General features: G+C 48.4%; 18 protein-coding genes. 7 read left to right on the forward strand and 11 right to left on the reverse strand.

Features of this window, described 5'->3' with window-relative positions:
- Positions 1-229: 229 nt before the first annotated feature.
- Together K0H60_RS18100 and metB are read right to left on the reverse strand one after the other, a co-directional pair.
- The gene (locus K0H60_RS18100; protein WP_220056602.1) at positions 230-2,623 is read right to left on the reverse strand and encodes a bifunctional aspartate kinase/homoserine dehydrogenase II; all 2,394 of its coding nucleotides are present in this window, start codon (positions 2,621-2,623) and stop codon (positions 230-232) included.
- Between the two features lie 11 nt (positions 2,624-2,634).
- A complete protein-coding gene (metB, locus tag K0H60_RS18105) occupies positions 2,635-3,798 on the reverse strand; it encodes a cystathionine gamma-synthase (protein ID WP_220058202.1) in 1,164 nt (387 codons plus the stop codon).
- 222 nt (positions 3,799-4,020) lie between these two features.
- Here metB and metJ point away from each other — a divergent pair, with 222 nt between their 5' ends.
- Both metJ and K0H60_RS18115 read left to right on the forward strand, forming a co-directional pair.
- The gene (gene metJ / locus K0H60_RS18110) at positions 4,021-4,335 is read left to right on the forward strand and encodes a met regulon transcriptional regulator MetJ (RefSeq protein WP_011718393.1); all 315 of its coding nucleotides are present in this window, start codon (positions 4,021-4,023) and stop codon (positions 4,333-4,335) included.
- Between the two features lie 108 nt (positions 4,336-4,443).
- Positions 4,444-5,187, forward strand: coding sequence for a sulfite exporter TauE/SafE family protein (locus K0H60_RS18115; protein WP_088210071.1), 744 nt, complete (start codon positions 4,444-4,446; stop codon positions 5,185-5,187).
- A gap of 122 nt (positions 5,188-5,309) precedes the next feature.
- On the opposite strand, the gene nrfD is transcribed toward K0H60_RS18115, so the two are convergent.
- The 4 genes from nrfD to K0H60_RS18135 all read right to left on the reverse strand — a co-directional run bounded on the left by nrfD (position 5,310) and on the right by K0H60_RS18135 (position 10,135).
- Positions 5,310-6,254: an NrfD/PsrC family molybdoenzyme membrane anchor subunit gene (nrfD, locus tag K0H60_RS18120; protein ID WP_220056603.1), complete on the reverse strand. Its 945-nt coding sequence runs from the start codon at positions 6,252-6,254 to the stop codon at positions 5,310-5,312.
- A 2-nt stretch (positions 6,255-6,256) separates the two neighbouring features.
- Entirely contained in the window at positions 6,257-6,823 is a 567-nt protein-coding gene (locus K0H60_RS18125) for a 4Fe-4S dicluster domain-containing protein (protein WP_220056604.1), read from the reverse strand.
- 12 nt (positions 6,824-6,835) lie between these two features.
- Complete coding sequence (gene phsA, locus K0H60_RS18130; protein WP_220056605.1) at positions 6,836-9,118, reverse strand: thiosulfate reductase PhsA; 2,283 nt, start codon at positions 9,116-9,118, stop codon at positions 6,836-6,838.
- Between the two features lie 390 nt (positions 9,119-9,508).
- Entirely contained in the window at positions 9,509-10,135 is a 627-nt protein-coding gene (locus tag K0H60_RS18135) for a pentapeptide repeat-containing protein (protein ID WP_220056606.1), read from the reverse strand.
- Between the two features lie 702 nt (positions 10,136-10,837).
- Here K0H60_RS18135 and K0H60_RS18140 point away from each other — a divergent pair.
- The gene (locus K0H60_RS18140) at positions 10,838-11,941 is read left to right on the forward strand and encodes a phosphoribosylaminoimidazolesuccinocarboxamide synthase (protein ID WP_023267761.1); all 1,104 of its coding nucleotides are present in this window, start codon (positions 10,838-10,840) and stop codon (positions 11,939-11,941) included.
- 503 nt (positions 11,942-12,444) lie between these two features.
- Here K0H60_RS18140 and K0H60_RS18145 read toward each other — a convergent pair.
- From K0H60_RS18145 to K0H60_RS18155, 3 genes are all read right to left on the reverse strand, one after another.
- A complete protein-coding gene (locus K0H60_RS18145; RefSeq protein ID WP_220056607.1) occupies positions 12,445-13,998 on the reverse strand; it encodes a TIGR04141 family sporadically distributed protein in 1,554 nt (517 codons plus the stop codon).
- A 669-nt stretch (positions 13,999-14,667) separates the two neighbouring features.
- Positions 14,668-15,459: a class I SAM-dependent DNA methyltransferase gene (locus tag K0H60_RS18150; RefSeq protein ID WP_220056608.1), complete on the reverse strand. Its 792-nt coding sequence runs from the start codon at positions 15,457-15,459 to the stop codon at positions 14,668-14,670.
- 269 nt (positions 15,460-15,728) lie between these two features.
- Complete coding sequence (locus K0H60_RS18155; protein ID WP_011624181.1) at positions 15,729-16,439, reverse strand: oxidative stress defense protein; 711 nt, start codon at positions 16,437-16,439, stop codon at positions 15,729-15,731.
- Positions 16,440-16,859: 420 nt separating this feature from the next.
- Between K0H60_RS18155 and rimO the strand changes: the two genes are divergently transcribed.
- The gene (gene rimO, locus K0H60_RS18160) at positions 16,860-18,302 is read left to right on the forward strand and encodes a 30S ribosomal protein S12 methylthiotransferase RimO (protein WP_039978462.1); all 1,443 of its coding nucleotides are present in this window, start codon (positions 16,860-16,862) and stop codon (positions 18,300-18,302) included.
- Between the two features lie 284 nt (positions 18,303-18,586).
- Here rimO and K0H60_RS18165 read toward each other — a convergent pair whose 3' ends face one another.
- Complete coding sequence (locus K0H60_RS18165) at positions 18,587-18,844, reverse strand: ribosome alternative rescue factor ArfA (protein ID WP_011718403.1); 258 nt, start codon at positions 18,842-18,844, stop codon at positions 18,587-18,589.
- Between the two features lie 282 nt (positions 18,845-19,126).
- On the opposite strand from K0H60_RS18165, the gene K0H60_RS18170 reads away from it, so the two are divergent.
- On the forward strand, positions 19,127-19,945 hold the full coding sequence (locus tag K0H60_RS18170; protein WP_434086676.1) for a substrate-binding periplasmic protein: 819 nt from the start codon (positions 19,127-19,129) through the stop codon (positions 19,943-19,945).
- Between the two features lie 181 nt (positions 19,946-20,126).
- Positions 20,127-22,268, forward strand: a complete 2,142-nt coding sequence (locus tag K0H60_RS18175) for a TonB-dependent receptor plug domain-containing protein (RefSeq protein ID WP_220056610.1) — start codon at positions 20,127-20,129, stop codon at positions 22,266-22,268.
- Between the two features lie 121 nt (positions 22,269-22,389).
- Here the strand turns inward: K0H60_RS18175 and pmbA are convergent, their stop codons facing one another.
- On the reverse strand, positions 22,390-23,733 hold the full coding sequence (pmbA, locus tag K0H60_RS18180; RefSeq protein ID WP_220056611.1) for a metalloprotease PmbA: 1,344 nt from the start codon (positions 23,731-23,733) through the stop codon (positions 22,390-22,392).
- A 175-nt stretch (positions 23,734-23,908) separates the two neighbouring features.
- On the opposite strand from pmbA, the gene yjgA reads away from it, so the two are divergent.
- Positions 23,909-24,442 (forward strand): ribosome biogenesis factor YjgA, encoded by a 534-nt coding sequence (gene yjgA, locus K0H60_RS18185; protein WP_011625015.1) that lies wholly within the window; start codon positions 23,909-23,911, stop codon positions 24,440-24,442.
- Positions 24,443-24,452 lie beyond the last annotated feature (10 nt).

A 24,452-nucleotide genomic window follows, 5' to 3' on the forward strand; every position in this document is an offset into this window, starting at 1 on the left:
GTTTAATCCATATGGACGTTTGGACGTCTATATGTCCATATACTAGAGAAACTGGCGGTTAAGTCAAGCCAAAAAATCTCCCTTTTTGGCATTTTCTTATCCCTTGTTTGCCGCTTAGATCCTAGACCTAATTTTAGCCAACAAAAAAGGACTCGAATGAGTCCTTTAAGTCTATGAATATAGGTCGAATCAACTTGAAGATACGAGATTCAAGTGTCTGGGTTTATCACTATTCTTGCAGCAGATCACGACAGATCTGCGTCAGATCCGATTGCACCGCCGCCGCTGTTACCTCACGGCCCGCACCCGGTCCACGGATAATCAGAGGATTACCTTGGTAGAAAGCAGAGCGGATCACAAACACATTGTCCCCGGGCGTGAGATTAGCGTAGGGATGATTCGCATCAATCCACTGTAATCCCACCTCGGCTTTTAGGGTCGCGCCACTATTGTCCAAGGAGGCGACATATCTGAGCACTTTATTTTGCTCTGCCGCAGCGCCGTATTGTTGCTGCAATTCATCATCCAACTCACCGATACGAGCAAGGAATTGTTCCAGCGGAATATCCGCTAAATGGGCTGGCACTAAGGAGCGCAGCTCAATATCCTCAAGCTCGATTTCAAGACCGATTTCACGGGCTAAAATCAGCAGCTTGCGCTGCATATCGCGGCCAGAAAGATCGTCGCGGGGATCGGGTTCGGTAATGCCGAGGCCACGCGCTTCAACCACTAATTCCGAGAAGGGTTTGCTGGTATCGTATTTCTCGAATAACCAACACAGGGTACCAGAGAAAATCCCGCCAACAGCTTCAACGCTATCGCCACTGTTACGCAAATCGTTTAAGGCGTGCTGGATAGGTAGACCCGCGCCGCAGCTGGCGTTATAGCGCCAGAATAGACGGCGATAACCGAGTTGCTCCTTCAGCTCGCGGTAGAACGGCAGCGGGCCTGAACCCGCAAGCTTGTTCGCGCTGACCATATGGATGCCGCGCTCGAAAAACTCTGGGTATTGCAGGGTTAAACTGGCGCTGGCGCTGATATCTAATGCAATCAGTTCATCACAGTTAAGTTGTTCTAATTGTTCGAATAAGTGATCATATTGCCAAGGTGTTGCCTCGGCATCGAATTCCTGCTGCCAGTTTTCTAAATCCACAGCCACAGACTTGATCAGGGCTTTGCTGGAACTCACTAAACCGACGAGTTCGACACGTGCTTCAAGCTCTTGATTCAACGAGGGAGAAACTGACTTAAACAGCTTCACCCACGCCTCGCCAATATTGCCCACACCCAGCAGTAATACACCAATGCGTTTACGTGGACCAGCACAGCGGCGATGCACTTTTTGCGTCAGCAGATTAACCTGCGACTGTGGCACTAAGGTCACCAGACTTAAGTCACCACTGAACAAAGGCTTAGCGTCGCGGCTCAGTAAACGGGCAAAGCTGCGGCGATAATGCTCGGCATCGGCACTCACAAGCGCCACTAAACCGAGTTCGGTATTAATTTGCAGCTCCTTAATGCCGAGGGCTTCGGCCTGTGCATCCAATAACTTTTGTACTTGTTTCTGGTTTTCAGCGGTGTAGGCAAGTTCGAGTCGTTGATGCGCCGATACCCAATGGGCCAGCGGCGTTAACCCCGCTTCGACTAATTGCTCGAGCAGGCTGGCCACATCGCCCGCAATCTTAAAGCCAAATAACACCACGGCATTCAGGTTGGTCACCACGGGCGCACTCGCCGAGGAACTGTGGGGAGCAATCAGGGTAAAGTCGGTATGGGAGGCGTAGCTTGAGCGCACGGCCAGGCTCACCTCAGTGTTAAATAGCGGCTGCAAAGTGCGTGAATGCAACACGGGCGAGCCTAAACGCGCCAAGCGGTCGGCTTCGGCGAGGGACATGCTCTTGAGTAATTTCGCATCGTTGATCTTATTCGGATCGGCGTTAAATACCCCTTCAACGTCGGTCCAAATGGTCACGCGTTCAATGTCGGCAAGGCTAGCAATTAAGCTGGCACTAAAGTCAGAGCCATTGCGACCCAATAGCAAGGTATCGCCACGCTCGTTGGCGCAGATAAAACCTGTGATCACTAAACGCTCGTTAGGATGCGCGGCCAGTAAAGCTTGCACTTTGGTACGGGATTCTTGCACACGAATTTGCGGCACGGCGGCCTCGTCGGCCACGAGAATCGAACAGGCATCCACATGACTTGCGGCGACACCCGATTCACGCAGCAGCGCGGCCATCAGGCGCGCCGACCAACGTTCACCAAAGCTCACCACATGGCTAATTTGGTAATCGTTACGGGAATCTAAAGATAATAGACTGATTAACTGGGCTTTATCCGTAGTTAAACGCTCACGCAGATCCCGCGCTTGCTCATTGGATAACAGCTGCTCAATCAAGCCTTGCTGATAACTGATAAGGACTTGCAACTCTTCTTGCCATAATTGGTTGCTATCGCGCAGGGACAATAATTTATATAAAAAGTTAGTGGTTTTACCCGCGGCAGACACCACCACCAGATCATCACTATGACCATGGGTTAACAGAATATGGGCGACTCGGCGATAACAATCGGCATCGGCTAAGCTGGAACCACCAAATTTATGTAAGTGACAACGTGCCATCTCGAATTCCTCTACTGACAAGCCGCGACGGCGGCCAATCCTGCTTGAATATCTGCAACTAAGTCGTCGGCATCTTCAATACCAACCGACAAACGTAATAGGGTGTCTTTAATGCCAGCTTCATAACGCGCTTGGGGCTCCATCGCCCTGTGTGTCATAGTCGCGGGCACGGCCACGAGACTCTCAACGCCACCTAAGCTCTCGGCCACGCTGAATAAACTTAAGGCATCTAAAAAGGCGACCACTTCAGCCTCGCCGCCCTTAAGCTCAAAACTCAGCATAGCGCCAAAGCCTTTTTGCTGCTTGGCGGCAATGGCATGGCCGGGGTGTTCCGCAAGGCCTGGGTAATACACTTTGCTCACCACTGGGCTACTTGTCAGCACATCCACAATACGCTGGGCATTGCTTTGGTGCTCACGAATGCGTACGGCTAAGGTACGCAGGCCACGCAGGGTTTGATAACTGTCGAAAGCTGACCCCGTTAAGCCTAAGGTGTTCGACCACCAATGTAAGGTCTCACCGAGTTGAGGATCTTTGGCGATCACAGCGCCGCCCACCACATCGCTGTGGCCATTGATGTACTTAGTGGTGGAGTGGATAACGATATCGGCACCCAGTAACAGCGGTTGCTGCAAAATTGGCGAGAGGAAAGTGTTGTCCACCACCACTAAAGCGCCCACGGCGTGGCTCGCCTTCGCGATAGCTTCGATATCGACGACTCGCAGCAGAGGGTTAGAGGGGGTTTCAATCCACACCATCTTAGGTTGCTGGGCGATAGCTTGCTCGAGCGCTTGAGCGTCGGTTTGATCGACCACCAGCAGTTTAAATTGGCCCTTTTTAGCCAAGTTAGTGAATAAACGGTACGAACCGCCGTAGCAATCGTGGGGCACCACCAGCAAGTCATCAGGGCCAAGCAACGTAGTCACTAAGGTAATGGCCGCCATACCAGTGCAAGTCACCACACCAGTTGCGCCCTTTTCCAGCTTAGCTAGGGCATCACCTAGGATGCTGCGGGTAGGATTGCCGGAACGGCTGTAATCAAATTCGCGAGGATTTTTATGACCATCGAAGGCGTAATTCGTCGACAGGTAAATTGGCGGCACCACAGCGCCATACTGAGTATCGCTTTCGATACCCTGACGCACTGCTAATGTGGCTAATTGACGTTCGGTCACTAATTTGCCTGCGGTCATCGGGAACTCCTAAGTTCGCAAAGAGATGTCTGGACGTCTAAATGTACCTAAGCCCAGTGGCATCGTCAATAGGCGTTAAGACGTTTAGACGTCTAAACATAAAGAAATCTGTTTGCAATCACTAAGAAATAGTAGCAATAATTTGACTGTTATCTGTAAGGGTTTAAAATCTGCCCCGAATTTAGCGTTATAACAGGTGAGTCAATGACTGAATGGAATGGGGAATACATCAGCCCCTATGCTGAACATGGCAAGAAGAATGAACAAGTAAAGAAAATTACTGTGTCTATTCCGCTCAAAGTGCTAAAAGTCCTCACGGATGAACGTACCCGTCGTCAGGTGAACAACCTGCGCCACGCCACCAATAGCGAACTCTTGTGTGAAGCATTTTTGCATGCCTACACCGGCCAGCCTCTGCCTAATGATGCCGATCTGTCGAAAGATAGCCCAGACAGCATTCCCGCCGAAGCGAAACGGTTGATGGACGAAATGGGGATCGAGTGGGAAGATATGGAATAACGCTCAGGCGTCCATAATCCTGCCGTAACTAATTATTAGGGATCGTTAATACTCATCTTGCCTGATGGGTTAGAGTAACGATCCCTATTTTGTTTTTGATGGAATCCTATGTTCTCCTTGATAGATCCACAAACGCTCGCCATTGCGTCTGTGATTGTGTTTTTAGGTGCCCTCACCCAGAGTCTGATTGGCTTTGGTCTTGCTGTGGTGGCGAGTCCGCTGCTGTATATTGTCGACCCCGAATTAGTGCCAGCCCCGGTGATTGTGATGGGTTTTTCCATCGCCCTGCTCACCCTACTGCGTGAGCGCGGCCATTTAGAATTCAACGGCTTGCAATATGCGCTGATTGGTCGAGTGCCCGGAGGTTTTATCGGTGCCAGCCTGTTGCTGTTTGCGCCGCAGCCGATTCTTGGTCTGGCGATTGCTGGCATTGTGGCGGTCGCCGTGGTGCTGAGCCTGTATAAATTCAGCCTGCCAGTGAATAAAGCGACTCTGTTTGGCGCGGGCGTGGTATCGGGGATCTTCGGTAATATTGCCGCCATTGGTGGCCCACCGATGGCGATTTTGTTAGCGGGTAAGGATGCCTCAAAATTTCGCGCCGCACTCTCAGCCTTCTTTATCTTCAGCTCAACCATAGCGCTGGTCATCCTTGGGGTGACGGGCCTGCTCGAAATCAAGCATTTATGGTTATCCCTGATGCTGCTGCCCTCGGTCTTTTTAGGCTATTTAGTGGCGGGTAAACTGGTGGGGAATGTGGATAAGCATAAGACCAAGATGGCAACCTTAGCCCTCTGCGCTATCAGCGCCTTAGTGCTTACGGTGAAATCTGTGATTGAGCTATTGCCGCAATAATTACCGCAATAATCCCCTTCCAATCGCTGCCAATTGCCGCCATAAAAAAGCACCGTTACCGGTGCTTTTTGCTTGCAGGGGATGTGTGACTTATCCCATCGAGATTGCAGTTCACCAGAGCACTAACTTAGATAGCTTTGTCCCGCATACACAATAAAGTGTCTTAGTGCTAACACGCCGGTTAAGCTGGCGCAGGCCACCATGATCATCGCGCCCTTGCTGTGGCGAGTCGCGGCAGGCAACAGCATAAACAGCAATGGAATACCAAAACCAACCCCAACCACGCCAATCCAGAATACGCTCGCCCACACGCCAGAGGTGAGTGATGCCAGCGCCACAGCAGCCGCGCCGCCCTTAAAGTACAAGGCGCAAAACAACATAAACAGGAACATGATTTCGATGGCCATCACTGGCAGCTCTAAGCCATGCATTTTGGCTAAGGTCTTGTCGTGGCTATCAGTCTTGAACATCACCAGCGCCAGCACCGCATTGGCAGCAGCGCCCGCCGATAAACCAGAGACTAAAAACAGCGCCGGCAATACCGCGGTATTCAGCATCGGATAGGCATTCATGGCCGAGATTAAGAAGCCTGTATAAGCGCCCACGCCAATCGCAAGGATAAACAGCAACACTTCAATCAGCTTTCTAAAGGGCATCAGCAGCTTAGCAATAGGCACGAGGAAACCTAAGCCCCACTTTGGCAGTTCGTCACGCAGCACAAGAATCGCGTAGGCAAATGCCAAGGGTGAGTAAGCCAGTAGCGCTAATACCCCAATCGCCATAACGGACTGGAAGTTATAGTTGATTAAAATCAGCCAGAAGTGGAAAGGCTTCGTTAAATCAAACACTAAACATGCCAAGCCTAGGCAAATGGCCACTGGGCCAATAATGGCAGCGGCCTTGAGAATACTGGTCTCCCCCTGCGCTTGATCCTTATTAAACCAACGCAGGCCAATGCCAATCAGCAAACTTCCGGCGGATAAGCCCGCCATAAACAGATACACGGCGATGATCCAATGCCAAGTGACGGGATCATATTGCGCCATATCGCCCCAAGTATTGTTCATAATCAAATCCCCCCTCTTTTGGTAGGAACGCGATATACCCTAGGCTTGGTGCCTAAATGGGTCTTATCTTGGTAAGTGATCTTAGTGTTAAGCAGTTTTGCCACATCACTTTGTGGATCGTTGGCATCGCCAAAGACTAAGGCATCGGTCGGACACACCGTCACACAGGCGGGCTCTTCACCCCGGGCCAAACGCGTGTCCTTACAGAAGTTACACTTGTCTGCCACTTTGGTTTCGGGATTCATAAAACGTACCTTGTAGGGGCACGCCGCCACGCAGTACATACAACCCACACACTTATCGCCATGGATGGAGACAATGCCATCCTCACCTACGTAGGCCGCCCCCGTTGGACACACCTTCACACAGGGCGCATCTTCACACTGCTGACACGACACCCTGTGGTACTTAAAGTGCAGGTGTGGCATCTCGCCGAAAGGGCCCTCAACACGCACTTGTAAGCGAGTCACGCCCTCGGGGACGCCGTTTTCACTGCGACAGGCCACGTTACAGGCTTGGCAGCCGATGCACTTGTTCTCATCGTGCACCATCACATATCTTTTCGTCATTTGAGCCTCCAATTAGCGTTTTGCCAGCGTGACGCCTGTCGTATGAATATTCATGCCACACACAGGTGCTGTTTGATGGGGCAGTAAGTTTCCGCAGTGGATACCTTTACCAGTCGCTCTAACCAACTCTTTGTTTTTAGAGCCAAAGCCCATATAGGCAAACACGGTATCGGGGCGAATGCCCGGGGTGACTAAGGCGTGGCCTTCTTCGCTACCCACGCTGCTGGTTAACCGAATTGGGTCGCCATTGCTGATGCCTAACTTGCCCGCCGTAACGGGATGCACCCAAATGGCGTTATCCGACATCAGGTTAGCCAGCATGGGGATATTGTGAGTCGCGCCATTGGTATGCACGGCGACCTTGCCTTGGATAAAGTACAGCTCGTCAGCTTTCTTCAAATGCACTTCGCGGAACTTAATCACCCCGCGTCCTGGCGCCATGGCTTCAACCTTGGCTGAGGTCAATTCAATCTTGCCGCTTGGGGTTTTAAAGCTGAGTAAACTGCCGTAGGTGCCGTCTTCATCGACGGGTTTAGCATTGGCGTAGGCCTTAGTAAACTCGGCCACCATTTTAGGTTCGCGCAGCATGATGGGCTTACCGAAGCTAACAAAACCTTCGTCCTTAATGCGGCGAAGCAGGTCTGTGTCACGGTTTACCTGCAACAGTTGCAGGGTTTCCATATTGTCCCAAGGGTAGAATTCACTTAGCCCGAGCTTATGGCCAATGTCCTTAAAGATTTGCCATGAGGGCTTAGTGTCGCCTAGGGTTTCCACCACACGTTGGCGCACATAGTAGGCTGGATTTTTACCCGACTTGTCGGCGATTTCCTCATCGCGCTCAAGGTAAGTCGATTCGGGTAAAATCACGTCGGCATAGGCGGCGGTTTCGCTGATATAGACATCGCACACGGCAACAAAGTCGAGCTTTTTCAAGGCTTCAACCACACGCGCCCTGTCGGTCATGGTTTGCATAGGGTTGGTGCGGGACATCACCCAACCGTGTAATTGGTAGGGCACGGCACTTAAGGTCGCATCGAGGATGGTTTGATAAATCCCGCCCGACGACCACATCATGGCATACTGCTCTTCCACTTGGTCGATACGTTTCGCCGCAGGCTTAGGCATATCTTTCACGCCGGGCTTACCCAATACGGGCGCCACACTTTCTCCCGCCAACTTGTTATAGTCTCCAGGCTTTTGACCTAGGTAGATACCGCCCTTACGCTCGATATTGCCAATCAAAATATTGGCAGCGTACAAGGCGCGGCGCATTTCAAACTCTTCAGTGGTAAAGGTGGCTCTGTGACCAAAATCCACCACAGCATGGGGCGCCTTGGCCGCAAATTCGTGGGCGATGCGGCGAATATCTTTGGCGGGCACATCGGAAACGGTTTCGGCCCACTCAGGGGTGTAGGCTTTCACTTCGGCGGCGAAGGCATCAAACCCTTCCACATAACGCTCGATAAAGGCCTTGTCGTAGAGATTATCTTCAATCAATACATGGCAAAGCGCTAAAGCCACCGCCACATCGGTGCCGGGGCGGATCGCATACCATTCATCGGCCTTATCGGCGACGATGGAGAATCTTGGCTCAAACACCACCAGCTTGGCGCCTTTATCCATTTGCGCCGCCATCATGCCGCGGGTTTCGGACATGTTGATGCCTTCGTAAAGGTTATGACCGAAATTAATGATGTATTTGGAGTTGCTTAAATCGCGCTTCACCTTAGTGCCAAACATGGCCTTAGCGGCAATCTCGTAACCACCGGGGCAAGTTGAAGCATGGGTAAAAGTATTCGGGCTGCCAAAGGCGGTAGCGAGATGGAATAAGTGTTTTTCTTGCGAACCGGATTTTGAGGAAAATGCCACGGCTTCAGGGCCGTGAGCTTGCTTGATTTTATTGAGATTATCGGCAATCAGTTGATAGGCTTCATCCCAAGAGATCTCGGCCCATTTACCCTCGCCGCGCTCGCCAACCCGCTTGAGTGGCTTCACAATCCGCTGTGGGTCGTAAAGTAAACTATGCCCAGCGCCGCCCCGGGCACAGACTTTACCACCAAAGGATTTGGCCGCCTTATTGCCACTGATAAAGACGTTTTTACCCTCAATCACCCGCGCCGAAATCGGGCAGCGAGTCGAACACATCTCACAGATACTGGCAATGTCTTTGCCCATTCCTTTTAGCTGCTTGCTCTCTAATGCCGCTAAGCTGCCTGGCAACAGGCTAGCCAAGGCGCACGTTGCACCGCTGGCCCCTGCGCCCTTTAAAAAGGTTCGCCTATTAAGCTCAATCATGGTTACCTCCATCACACTCATCCACCCTAATGCGCCACTTGGCACACGCAAACTTAGGCTTTTGTCACCGCTGCGGTTAAAGGCTAAATTCGCTCACAGGTTTTTAGTTATTTACGCCAATGCACTTGCACCAATGACCTTGGGCACGCAGGCATTTTGCTGTTCCAGAGTGATTGTTATCCCTAAAGGGGTAAGCGGATATTGTGGTAAACCACATAGGCAAGTTGAGTGTGATCTGCGGCAACTAAAAGTTAAAAATGGCCTAAAAATTCGTGAATAGGATCAATAGAATTGGCGAGCCATTTGGGGAACCACTCGCCAACATTTTGAGATAAAAAACAGGCTAAAAAAATCTAAAAATTGACCAAACAAGCTCGGTAAAATGACGGCTTAATCGACTAGGGTGATCTCTAAGCCATTGAGTAAACGAATGGCTTCGTCACGGCTAAACTTAGCGCCCTTGATTTTATTGTTAAAAATATCGATATCGTAGTCGGTCGCCTCGGAGAAATCCGCTTCCATCAACTCGGTACGGCCGAATAAGCTGTGGCGAAAATCGCTGTAACTAAAGTTGGCGCGATTAAACTTGCCCTCACGGAAATCCACATCCTGCGCCTTACAGCCCTCGAGCACCATTTCATCGAGTTGCAGCCCCATAAAAGAGCAGTCGTTTAAGATGCAGGTTCTAAAACTAAAAGGCGCCGCAAAGGATAATCTCGGCCAAGCGGCACGAGTCCAATCTATGCCCACCAACTTACATTCTTCAAAACGCACGCCGTTAAATTGGCTTAAGGGCACCTTGAGCAGGCTCAAATTACAGCCCACAAAACGGCAATCGATAAACTTGCAGTTACGGAATGTGCTGTCGCTAAATTGGCAATCGTGGAATTCACACTCTTCAAACTCCAGATCCTGCCACAGGGTTTGGCTCTCGGCTAAGGCGATAAATTGCTTTGAGAAAAAATACCGCCCCTCGGCAGTGGCGCGCGCCATCATCGGCGTTTTTACATCTGTCATTGACTACCTCTATGTGTGCACCCCTGCTATAGGCTAAGGGCTGATGGGCAAACTGTGTTTTTCAATTCAGAAAAAATGGCCATTAACACAAAAGGCCACGCGGTATAGGTGCTTAGCCACACGCTTTATTCAGGCCACCTATATTACCCCGATTTACTGAGCTAACTGCATGCCTATATTGGGATTAATACCATTCTAAGGCTTAGCGAGTCACACTTTAAACTCAACTTCCCTGCTCCTCGGCTCGAGTTTTATGGGAAGTATTTTCTGCTGCCACATTGATTCCTGACCAAATTTACACCGACACGCCGCACAGATGTGCATAAATAGCCATGGAAAATTTTGTGAATAAAGGTAAAATGGCGCCACTTTTCGCGGCTGTCTAACAAGGTTCTCTCGGATTAATGGTTAGCCTTTTCGAGCAAAATGGCACGGGGTATCCCCGCTTGAACAGACCAGATTCCTTCTGGCGCCAACCTTGCTCTGCGTGCTATTTTTACCCCTTATCCCGACTTTCTCTCTCCTGCCTATCGCCCGAAAATATCCTATTCGCTTTACGTTTTAACCTCACCAATCTCTTGTGCGCATTTAGCGATAAGCTATTGGTCAATAATAAAAAGGTGGCAAAGCATTTACGGCTTAAGCACACCGCAACGAATAAAAAACTCGTCCCTACACTCTCTATCCAAAGGAATACTCGTCATGAGTCTTGCTGATTCCGTATTAGCCGTAAACAACGATTTACCCATCCGCACCGACAGCCCAGTCCATAGCGGCAAGGTACGTAGCGTTTACTGGCTAACCGACGCCGACAGCCGCCGTTTAATTCAAACCAAGGGCTACAATGTGCCCGAAGATACGCCACTTGCCATCATGGTGATTAGCGACCGTATCTCAGCCTTCGACTGCATCTTCCACGGTGAAGGCGGATTAAAAGGCATTCCAGGTAAAGGCGCGGCATTAAATGCCATTTCTAATCATTGGTTTAAGTTATTTGCCGAAAACGGTTTAGCCGACAGCCATATTTTAGATATTCCGCATCCCTTCGTTTGGATAGTCCAAAAAGCCCGTCCGATTAAAGTCGAAGCCATTTGCCGCCAATACATCACAGGCTCAATGTGGCGCGCCTACTCTAAGGGCGAGCGCGTATTCTGCGGTATCACACTGCCAGAAGGCTTAGAGAAAGATCAAAAGCTGCCTGATTTACTGATCACCCCTTCGACCAAAGGCATCTTAACTGGAATCCCCGGTGTGCCCGCGCAGGACGATGTGAACATCAGCCGCAGCGATATCGAAGCGAACTACCAAGCCTTTGGTTTTGAAAAGGTAGAAGATATCGACCTGTACGAGAAGCTGTTAAAAGATGGCTTTAAGGTGATCTCAAAGGCGCTAGCCGACCTTGACCAAGTGTTTGTGGATACCAAGTTCGAGTTTGGTTATGTGACCGATAAAAACGGCAACTCAAAACTGATCTATATGGATGAAGTGGGCACCCCAGACTCATCCCGCATTTGGGACGGCGCCGCCTACCGCGATGGTAAAATCCTTGAAAACTCTAAGGAAGGCTTCCGTCAGTTCCTGTTAAATCATTTCCCTGATCCTGATATTCTGCTTAACAAGGACAGAATGCCTGAGCGCGAAGCCCTCGCCCGCGATAACGCCCTGCCATTAGAGGCCATGATGCAAGTGTCACGCACTTACACCGGCATCGCCGAGAAGGTGACTGGCGCGGCAATCCCGCTACCAGCCAATCCAAAGGCAGATATTATTAAGATCCTACGGGAAGAGTATGATCTGATTGTTTAATCAGCTCTGCTGTGGTTAGGGTGTTACCCTCAACCTAAATTGAAAAAGGCGCTTAGGCGCCTTTTTGTTTGCACAAAATTGTATTCATATTGGTCATACAAGAATACTTTGCATTAGGGCTGAGCAAGCAAAGCAATAGATACTCCAAACTTCGTTTGCTGTTTTTAAAATCAAAGTCAAAGTCGTGGGGCTTCACCCCACACCCGACCAAGGAGGACTGCTCGTCCTATCCTCCTTGGATGCTCCAAGACGCCCCAACGGAGTTGAAAGCCCCTTGGGCATTTAGCGTTCTCATGCTATCGCGTCAGACGCTCGTCCCTGATTCGACTGACGCTATCTCGGCATCCATGCCTCGCTCACGCAACGAACGCAAATGCCCTGCGGCAACTCCGAGGGTGGAGTAGTCCTTTAGCTTCAGCGTTAACGACAAACATAAGAATTCAAAATTTTACACATAACCAGCAATTACATAGAAAAATTAAGTATATTATTTTACCAACTACCTAATTTAGATAAATTTTTGCCAACTCAACTTTGAATCCCATATTAATGAGTCGACGTCCATGGTGCCGGAGATTAACTTTGGAAAAGAAAGGAAGATGCAAATCACCAGGACTCTTTTGCATTATTGCTAAAACTATTCTATATTTCCGTGGACTTTCATCACTATTAAAATTCACACTCAAATATGTCTCATCTAAATAGTTATTAACTTGTTCCTGTACACTTGGATCGTTCATTAAAAAATCTGTTGCAACTGAAGCCTGAGAGAATAAATGGCTAAGAACAGAAGATGAACCATATTTTTTAACATGAATAAATGCATTACATTGTGAAAGTAAGTCACAAAATTCTATTTTATTACCCGTACCTTTAGGATATATCCACTGCTGGTCAAGGAGAGCAAAATTTTCACCATCGGCTATAGCTCTAAGGTAACTCCCTTCATGCATACCTTTATATGGAGGGAATTTAATATTACAATTATTTAAACTGTTAAAAAATGAATTAACTGCATTCGAGAACTCACTGTCTACTCTATACCAACGTCCATCATTTAGAATGTAGGTTTCATTTTCATATACAACTTCTGAGTTCATACACTGATATATAGGCCAACCACCAATATCTTGCTCGTTTGAATTAAATATTCTTATTTCCTTCCTTTTCAAAGATTCGACATTAACAGGCTTTTTAATTTTTGCCTCTGCAATATATACTTCCAAATCTAATTCACTATGAAAGCATTGACAACACCCTTTTTTAAACTTGTATATAAAACCTGAAAAATCATCATAGTTAATTATTTCAGGAGGTGAAATCCATACATCATCAAACTGTTCTGAATTTATTTTCTCCAACATCTTTTCATTTAAAATACTTTGAACTGTTTGATCAGTTATTGCTTGTATAAAATCAACCCAAGGATATTTTTCTTGATATTTTTTATCATTGTATGATGTAAGCAATCTTTTAGCCAAATCAGGAAACTGATCTAGCTCAATGTTTGTGTATATAGAAACGGAATCGCAACCAGAAATAATCTCAAACTCGTCAGATTCACCATCTTCAACAATAGCTGATATTGATTTCAATATCTCTTGATCAAATTCAAAATCAAAATCATTGACATTTGTATTTTTTGATGTTTGAGAACGCGTATTTAATGACACTTTTTCAAGCGTTGATTTATCAATTGACTTTATTCTCTCAGAATCACCCAGATTTAGTGCAACTCGCAACCCAAAGCCTCTTTCGACCATGTATGATTTGATCATTGACCTACCATGACCGAAAGTAAACGCAAGTAATCTTCCGTATACTTTAACTATAAGAAGTCCTTTGACACTTTCAGTATAAAATATACTTTCGTTCACTCCATTTACACCAGAAAAGATATCAGACCATTTTGGTTTAGAATGAGACTTCTTCAGATACAAACTACATTGCACATCATTAATATTCAAAGATATTTTTTGAGGTGCTTTATCAAAATCTAGTGCTTCACTTTCAGTGACACCATCTTTAATTAGATAGGAAATAACATTTAACTTCATAGACACTCCATTCCATCATTCTTATATCTATCAATAAAAATTGCCACGGTTGAAATTATTGCATACATCTAAGTAAAAAATAGATCCAAATAATCATATAAAACGACATATGACAACAAGTCTATAACGTAAAGAACTTACTGCTTTATGTAAACAAAATATATCCACCAGTGAATTCTAACGTGAAATTTTGGGGCAGACACAATTCTTGGGGATAAACAGCCAACGCAGAAGTGACAGAAGTTCACCATCCCCTGCGAAGTTGCTGAAGGGCGTTGAAGAAAATCGCGTGAGCGAGGCATGGATGCCTCGCTAGCTTTCGGGGTACAGGATGTACCATCGGAAGCGTTAGCGATTTTCGAATAAGCACGAAGCCACTAACTAATGCATGTAACTTCGCTAGGGGCGTCTTGGAGCATCCAAGGAGGATAGGACGAGCAGTCCTCCTTGGTCGACTCTTGATTAAAAATCAGGGGGTGAAGCCCCACGACTTTGATTCACCTCGGCCGTTAGGCCGCAATGAAGATACATCTACATAAACAAGTGTGAGATGAAGCCCCACGACGTTGACTTTGGTTTGGCTTTTGATTTTATAAAGAAACCATCAACAGTCTAAATAAGCTAAAGAAGACTGATGAAAGTAAGAAAGTTGCCACCTTCAACCCAAGGTTAAATCTTCACACAGACAAACAGCGCATTACCTGAACTTAAATCCCATGGGACGATTTTTTCATAATCGTGTTCAAAGATATGCACTTCAAAATATGGCGCGAGTAAGGCTTGTAGCTCCGCAAAACTGGTCGCGACCATTGTATGTTGGTCTTGCCATAACTCAGTCTGATGCGCAGATGTATCGGCATCGGCGTCTACATCAGCCTGTTGAGTAAAAGGCTGGTGACTCTTTGCAATACTCAGGTTTAATGACTGGTTTTCGCCTTGACCACTGTAATGCCAGCCAGATTCAAAGGCAAAATGATGCCCCTCAAACTCAGCAAAATGCTTAATCGATAAACGGTTATCGATGCGGTGCTTATCAACCGAGTTAAAACAAAATATCCCACCGTCATTTAGGGCGCGGTGCACGCTAGCAATACAACTCTTAAGGCGCTCGATGCCCGCACTGTAATGGATGGAATATAAAAAACAGGTAATTAAATCGACTGGCTGCTCGAGATAAAAGGCGGTCATATCTTGCAGATTAAACTGGGCCTCAGGGCAGCGGCGCATAGCCATATCGAGCATGGGTTGATTAATATCCAGACCACGGCACTGATAGCCTAGATCGATAAAATGCCTTACATGCGGGCCTGTGCCACAGGCTAGATCGAGGTGTTGCTTTCCATTATTCCCTAAGAACTGATGCAATCGATGGATGCTCGCACTCTGTTGTTGATAGTTGATATCGGAGCACATGAGATCGTAATAACCGGATAGATCGGTATAAAGCGCGTTAGAAGACATAGCGGCAAACAGGAGCCATAGGCAATTAAGGGTGGCGCATGATATATCAGTTGGCTAAGAACCGATACACGCAATTCCGCCCTAGAGACGAGTACAAGACGCGTGAATTCATTTTATTCAATAAACAGTCCACTAGGATAAAAGATGGGGCAGGTGTTTTCTTCAATTCGGTTCGCTAAGTGGAATATGCCTTCACGGCCAAGCATATAAAAATGGGCTGCTCAGTTGAGCAGCCCATTGCGATAGAGAGTCATACCCGCATCGCGGTTTTATTTGAGTTTATAAACCACTTCGACTCTATCTTCGATAGTGACTTGGCCATATTGGTAGCTTTCGGCGGCGCCCATGGCATCAGCCTTGGCATTCATACGTAACATTACGGGTTGCACTGGGCGTTGATCGTAATAACGAATTTGCCACACCTTACCTAAGTTCTCCCCAAATCCCTTGGCTAAGCTTTCAGCTTTTTGTTTAGCATCGACAATCGCCGCTTGGCGCGCCTTGGCCACATACTCGGCCTCTTTGCTCGACTTAAGGGCGATATTGTTGACCCTGTTAATCCCCTCCTCTAAGGCGGAGTCCAAAATGGTATTTAAGCGAGCTAAATCACTAATGGTGACTGTGATTTGGCGACTCGCGGTATAACCACTCAGCTCGGGCGCCTTATCCTGGGCATACACATATTGCGGTTGCAGATTTAAGTTAGCGCTTTGGATTTGCTCCTTGGTAATCCCCGCAGCGGTTAAACGGGCGATAAATTTCGCCACTGCGGCATCCGAATTATCCTTGGCGGCCTTAGCCTCTTTCTCGGTAACGGCTACTTCGACATTAAGCTCGGCCATATCGGGCTCAACCTGAATTTGGCTTACTCCCATGGTTTCGATATGGGGAAAATCCACGTCGGCGGCCATCGCCTTAGCGGTAAATACACCAGAAAAAAGACCACCAGCCACTAATACAGCTAAAAGAGAATGCTTCATTATTAACTCCAACTAAATCATTTAAGGCGAGACTGCCGTGGTTCTAACGCGGCGGCTATCGGCTAAAAGTACGACTCACTGTACCAATATGTAACAGCACGATTTGTCGTCCGTTGTGATAGCCGCGCATCATGCAAACTACCCCTATAAACGCGGGCAAAAATAAAAAGGGTTAATTTTTTTGAAAATTTTTTAAATCAGCGCCGAGCGGCAGTGCACAGCCTCATTCAATCCTTAAAGCCATTCACCCAAGATGAAATGCGGCGGGATAACAGAGCAGCGGACTCAACCGCGCCACAACTGGTAGAAACGCCCTCTTGGCTGTACACTTTTCACCCAAAGACACTGTACCTTTTAATCACTTCAGGTATAATCCGCGCTCTTTTTACGGCGCTCTTTTATCAGCATCAGCGAGACACCATGACAGTTGAAACTTTTAATCCTAAGCAAACAACCACGCTTGAGACCCCAGCCAAGACATTAGAAGCAGCGAGTGCTGACTTAGCTAATGCAGAAAGTGCTACCGGGAATCGCATCGGTTTCGTGTCTTTGGGTTGCCCAAAAAACCTAGTGGACTCAGAGCGCATTCTGACCCAATTACGCATCGACGGCTATGAAGTCACCAACAGCTATGACAATGCCGATCTGGTTATCGTCAACACCTGTGGCTTTATCGATGCGGCGGTTGAAGAATCCTTAGATGCGGTGCGCGAAGCCCTAGAAGAAAACGGCAAAGTGATCGTCACCGGCTGTTTAGGCGCCAAGGAAAACCAAATCCGTGAAGTGCACCCAGACGTGCTCGAAATCACCGGCCCACACAGCTACGAAGCCGTGTTAAAGCATGTACACAAGTATGTGCCAAAACCAGCGCACAACCCATTTACCTCGTTAATCCCACAAACTGGGGTTAAGTTAACGCCTAAGCATTATGCTTATTTAAAGATTTCAGAAGGTTGTGATAACCGTTGTACCTTCTGCATCATCCCAGCACTGCGTGGCGATTTAGATAGCCGCCCAGCGGGTAGCGTATTAGACGAAGCGAAACGCTTAGTTGAATCGGGCGTACAAGAGATTTTAGTCGTTAGCCAAGACACCTCTGCCTACGGTAAAGACAAGGGCGGCCGCACCGATTTCTGGAACGGTATGCCTGTGAAGCAAGACATCACTAGCCTTGCCCGCCAATTGGGCAAGATGGGCGCTTGGGTACGTTTACACTACATCTACCCATACCCATGGGTTGACGATCTGATCCCATTAATGGCCGAAGGCTTAATCCTGCCTTACTTAGACATTCCAATGCAGCACGCCAGCCCTCGCATCCTGAAAATGATGAAGCGTCCAGGCCGTGTTGACCGTCAGTTAGAAGCGATTCAACGCTGGCGCGAAATCTGCCCAGACTTGGTGATCCGCTCAACCTTTATCGTGGGCTTCCCTGGCGAAACCGAAGAAGACTTCGAAATGTTGCTCGACTTCCTGCGTGAAGCGCGCCTCGACCGCGTAGGCTGCTTCAAGTACTCAGAAGTGGAAGGCGCAGTCGCCAACACCATAGCTGAACTTATCAGCGAAGACGTGAAGGAAGACAGATACCACAGATTTATGGAAGTCCAAGCCGAGATCAGCGCCGAGCGTTTAGCCCGTTTCGTTGGCCGTACTATGGATATTCTGATCGATGACGTTGACGAAGAAGGTGCGATTGGCCGCAGTTTCGCCGATGCTCCAGAAATCGACGGCATGGTCTTTATCAACGGTGAAACCGAACTCGAACCCGGCATGTTAGTTCGCGCTGTAATCACTCACTCGGACGAGCACGATCTGTGGGCCGAGTTAGTCGACGCCGATGCTGAAGATGATATCGAGGCTTAAGCACTCGACTTAAGCGTGCTACTAAAGCGCTTGCCCTAAGCAGTCGATTAGCCGGATTAAAAACATAAATAGCGAGCCCTTGATATTAATACTAATAGTCAAGGGCTCGCTTTTTTATGGGCAATCGTTACCAGCCTAGTGATAGGTATTGAAGGAAATAGGCTGCCAATGGCAGAGCAGATAAGTTGAGGAATAAGCTCAGGAATAAGTTCAGGAATGGTGCGTTAAGAGGCTTACTGGATAAGAATCAAAGAGAAATCGAGCAGAGATAAGGGAAAAACAAGTTACAAGGCGAGCAAACTTAAAGCTTTAACACTAGGCACCAGCGAGGCAAGCCCCATAAAGTCGAAAGGGGTATCGCCCCTGTGCTGATACCCCTTTCGGTTTGCTGCTTTACGGTTGTAAGACCCTTTGCCCTTTTTCGGCTTTTCGGTTCGCATTCTAAACAGTGAACTTGTCACCACTGCCTTGAGTGCGTTGTCGGTAATAGTGCCGCGACCATTTTCATGCTCGAGCACGCTAGTCTCTTTAAGCTTTGCCATAGGAACTCCTCAATTAATTTCATACAGGCCAAATGCACCTCACCCGACCTGCGGCGACACTATAGCGCAATATGACAGGATGTACAGAGTTTGTGCAGTAGTGCAAAGAATCTCTCTTTTTATTATCAAAAAGTATGATAGATTAATTCAATAAAAATAATACATTAGGCTAACAAGCCTTCGCCTTAGTTGTACTTTTAGCTCGCCCATTGGCGGCAAGATTACCCTTTGTAATCACGGGATAAGGAGATCATTTTGCAATTTGCAGTTATTTATCGGCCTTTGCTTAGCCTCGTTTTCTTGTTACTCAGCTTCTTCCCCAGCCTAGCGCAGGCTTTTTCAAGCTCTGAGTGCATCATTACCATGGGGTATCGCACCAGTGAGCGCCTTCCCTTTATCGAGCATGACCCAAATAACCAAGGCTTTTACCACGACATCTATCAGGCCGCCGCCGAGCGGATTGGTTGCAAACTCAGGATCACGCGGGCGCCTAAGATGCGGATTTTGCGGGATCTAAAACTCGGTAATATCGACTTTTATCCAGGCCTGAATTTTAGTGAAGAGCGCGCCCAATTTGCCTATTTTATCCCTAATGGCCTGTCGGAGCGCGCCATCGGCATTAGCCGTGCGGGAGCCGCTAATATCAGTTCGTTAGAGCAGTTGTCCCATAGTGGGATGACACTATTAATCGCCCCCGGCAGCTACGACTTTAACGGCTTGCCCGAAACCATGTCGGTACGTAAACCGCCCGAACTCGATGTGCCTAAGGCCTTAGATTACCTGCTTGCCAGCCAAGGGGATTTTTTTATCTACGATCAGGCCACCATCAGCTACTACCTGAAACAGCGGGACATGAGCCAATTTAAGCTGCACCCTAATTGCTGCCAGCAGCCTCAGGTCATGTATCTGGGGTTTTCGAAAAAAAGCCGCCATTTTCGTGGGCAACATAACCCTAACTACCGAGCAGACTTACCCGTCAGCCCAGATAACAGCCCCAACAGACTCGCCGAAGATTCAAAGGCCTATGAGTTTGCCAAGGCACTCGCCGCCATGGATGCCGAAGGGGAAACCCAACGTATTTACTTCAATCACTTCGGTTAATCCAAAAGCGTGTTAAACCGCGCCGCTTTTTATCCTCACATTGCTGCTAGCTTATCTTCATCTTGGTGCTAGCTAGCACTGCGGCCGCTATTTCAGTTTTATCTTTATAAGCTCTGCGACAATATGCCGCACCTGTCACACTTCGATGATCTTTATAATGCAGCGCAATTTATCCGAGTGAATGGAAGACAAAACGATGGCTGCACACCCTTCAACTATCCCCCACGGCTTTAAATGCTCCGCAATCGCCAGCGCGCTGACCTTAGCATTAGGCGCTTCGGTTGCCTCACAGGCCATGGCCGACGAGACCAATCAGACTCAAATCGAACGTATTCAAGTCCATGGCGAGCAAAGTATTGGTCGTAACGCCTTAGGCTCGGCCGATGCTTTGCTGAAAGAGCAAGGCGTCGATTTCCCCGAAGCGGGCGGCGTTTCCGCCTTGCCCGTCCTCAATGGCATGATGGGCGATCGCATTAAAGTATTAGTCGATGGTGCGGATATCACCGCTTCCTGCGCTAACCAAATGAACCCACCACTTTCCTACGTTTCCGCTAACCAAATCAGCTCAGTAGAAGTGGTTGCCGGTGTGTCCCCCGTCAGTGCGGGCGGCGACAATATCGCCGGGGTGATTAAGGTTAATAGCCTCAACCCTAAATTTAGCGACAGCGACAACCTCAGCTTCGAAAGCGGCGAAATCTCATCGGGATACCGCAGCACCAGCGATGCCTTCTTACTCGGGGCTAAAACTGGGATTGCCAGTAAGCACTTAAGTTTCAGCTATCAAGGCGCCTATGAAGATGCCAATAGCTACCAGGATGGTCACGGCGATAAAGTGCTCGATACCCTCTATCGCGCCCAAAACCATGCGTTAACAGCGGCATGGCGCGATGACACTCAACAACTGGCGATTAAGCTAACGCACCAAGCTATCCCGTTCCAAGGTTTTCCGAACCAATACATGGATATGACGGATAACAAGAGTTATGGCGCCCTAGTCCGCTATCTGCGGGATTTAGACAACGATGGTGAATTTAGTGCCCAGTTAAACTGGCACAGTGTGAAGCATGAAATGGGCTTCTTCACCCCAGAAAAAACCGGCAAGATGCCAATGAATACAGAGGGTAGCGATTACAGCTACCAACTGCATTGGCGCTTACCTATGGGCGATAACAGCACGCTACTCGTCGGTCAGGAATATTATAATTATCAACTCGATGATACTTGGCCAGCCGTGCCCGGCACTATGATGGCACCCAATGACTATATCAATATCAACGACGGTGAACGCCGCCGCGCCGCAGTTTATGGCGAATGGCAGCAAAACCTCACGCCACTATGGTGGTTGTCTGCAGGGGTGCGTTATGAATATGTCACCACTGATACGGGCGAAGTGCAGGCTTACAGCAATATGCCCATGATGGGCATGCCGAATGTGGATGCCGAGGCAGCAAAAGCCTTTAATGCTATGGATAGAAGCCGAGACGATAATCTCATCGACGCCACTCTGCTGGCACGCTATCAATTGTCGGCCAAACAACAATTGGAATTTGGCTTAGCCCGTAAAAACCGCGCGCCAAACCTGTATGAGCGTTACAGCTGGGGCCGTGGCGTGATGGCAACCACTATGATTGGCTGGTATGGCGACGGTAACGGCTATGTGGGCAACCCCGATCTTAAGCCCGAAACGGCGCACACCCTGAGCGCGGCCTACAAGTTTGCGGGCGATGAATGGCAATTCTCGACCACGGCTTGGTATAGCGCAGTGACCGACTATATTGATGCCGAGGTAATTGGCAGCTTTAACCGAACAGGCCTAGCCAACGGTAAACGCAATATCCTTAAATTCACCAACGAAGATGCCCATTTATATGGCGCTAAGTTGAGTGCGAACTACCTATTAGCCGATACCGACAGCGGTAAATGGCAGATGCAAGGTAAGCTCGATATCACCCGTGGCGAGCGCGATGAGGGTAACGAGCCGCTTTATCAAATCAAACCGCTACAAACCGAGTTAGCCCTTAGCCATCAACTGGGTGATTGGGAAAACCGCCTGTCATGGCAATGGGTAGCGACTAAGGATAAGGTCGATGATCGCCGCTTAGAAAATGAGACCGACAGCTATTCGCTGTTAAATCTAAGCAGCAGTATCAAATGGCAAGAGCTGAGTTTAACCTTTGCGATCAACAACCTGTTTGATACTTACTACGAACTACCGCTGGGTGGTGTCAACCTTGCCGAATTTAAGGCCGATAGTACGGGTGGCTTTAGCCAAGTCGCGGGCTCGGGTCGCTCATTTGAATTAGGTGCTAGCTACAAATTCTAATGAGCACCGCCGCTAAAATGTGGCGGCGCTATTTAGCACGGTGCAATTAAATCAAAAAGGGCAAATGCATTCGCATTTGCCCTTTTGCTTTTCGATTGACTCGACCGTTATGCGCCGATAGCTAGTTACCCGCGACCTTCATCTCGGATAATAAAATCCCGCCGGTGCGGATAGACGAACGTAAATCGAAGTCCTTACTGACCGCCTGAATCCCACGGAACATATCCTTCAAATTGCCAGCGATAGTGATCTCTTCGACGGGGAACTGCACTTCGCCATTTTCCACGTAAAATCCGGCGGCGCCGCGGGAATAATCCCCCGTCACCATATTCACGCCTTGGCCCATCACCTCAGTGACAATTAAGCCAGTGCCCATGCCTTTGACTAGCTCATCGAAACTTTGGCCCGTGTGCGCCAGCGTCCAGTTGTAGATACCGCCCGCATGGCCTGTGTTGGTTAAGCCTAGTTTGCGCGCCGAATAGCTGGTCAGCAAATAGCTTTCTAACATACCACGGTCGATGATGCGTCGATCTTGTGTCGCCACACCTTCGCTATCGTAGTTGGCACTGGCAAGCGCGCCCAGCAGATGCGGCTGTTCTTCAATGTTGAACCAATCGGGGAAGATTTGGGTGTGAATCGCATCCAATAGGAAGCTGGATTTACGATATAGGCTGCCACCACTGATCGCGCCGACTAAATGGCCGATAAGCCCTGTGGCGATTTCAGGCGAAAGCAGAATAGGTAAACGCGAAGTCGCAATCTTACGCGCGCCTAAACGGCTCACTGTCTTTTGTGCGGTTTTCAAACCAACGGATTCGGGAGATAGCATCTCACTGAATTTACGGGCGATAGTGTAATCGTAATCCCGCTGCATGCTGCCATCACTGTCTTCGCCGATCACGCTGCAACTTAAGCTGTAGCGCGAGCTGCAATAACCATTTAAGAAGCCGTGGCTATTACCGTAAACCTTGACCGAAGTGTGGGCGTTTGCGCTGGCGCCATCGGAGTTATTGATGCGCGAGTCTGCATCGAGCGCCGCGGTTTCGGCACGAATCGCCAATTGAGCTAATTCGTCGGGGGAAATCTCTTCAGGATAATAGAGCTTAAGATCGCGGATCTCGGTCGCCATTAGGGCTTTGTCGGCTAAACCGCTAAAGGGGTCAGCAGAAGTATAACGGGCGATATCGTCCGCCGCTTTCACCGCCAGAGCAATGGCTTCAGGGCTGAGATCGGAAGTCGATGAACTGCCCTTGCAACCATCACGATAAACCGTAATCCCTAGGGCGCCATCTTTATTAAATTCAACTGTTTCCACTTCTTTTAAGCGGGTTGAAACCGATAATCCCTGTTGTTTACTGATCGCCACTTCGGCGGCATTTGTCCCTAATTTATTGGCATATTCGAGGGCCACGGCAACCGCATCTTTCAGCGCGGCCAATTCACTATCGATTCTGTTCAAAGACACAAAGCTACTCTTTCGTTGTCGGCAATGGCGTTAGCATAACAAACACCCATGCCATTCTCATTATTTATTGCGCGCTTATTTCGTCATTCTCAGCCATGGCGCACGCGCTTTCGTTAGGCGATTTTTGGCGGGAGATGTTATTATTAGGCCGTTATTTAACTGAGGTTTTATCTATATGAAGATTGTTGGTGATTCAGAGCATTTTAAACAACCCTATGACAGTGACGAAGAGTATGTCAGCAAAACCGAGGATAAGCGTGACTGCGAAGCTGCTCAAAAAGTCGGTATGGAATTGGTGTCGCTCAGCAAGACCCAGCTAGATAAAATCGAGCTGGACGAGCACTTATACGACAGCATCCAGCAAGCTCATAAGATTAAGCCAAAGACCGAAGCCTATCGCCGCCATATGCAATATATCGGTAAGTTGATGCGTAACGTCGATGTGGAGCCGATTAAAGCCGCGCTCGCTATCGTACTGAACAAAAACAACAACGAAACCGCTAAGCTGCAAATGTTCGAGAAAATGCGTGAGCGTTTACTGAGCCAAGGCGACAGCGAAATTCAAACCTTAGTGGAACATTACCCACAGTTGGACAGACAGAAGCTGCGTACCTTAGTGCGCCAAGCCACAAAAGAGTTGGCAAAAGGCCCTGAGTCCAAATCATCAAAAGAGCTGTTTAAATACCTACGCAGCGAAATCCAAGACTAACAATTCAGCC

Origin of the sequence: Shewanella mangrovisoli (assembly GCF_019457635.1) — a bacterium.
In the GTDB taxonomy this organism is placed as follows: domain Bacteria; phylum Pseudomonadota; class Gammaproteobacteria; order Enterobacterales; family Shewanellaceae; genus Shewanella; species Shewanella mangrovisoli.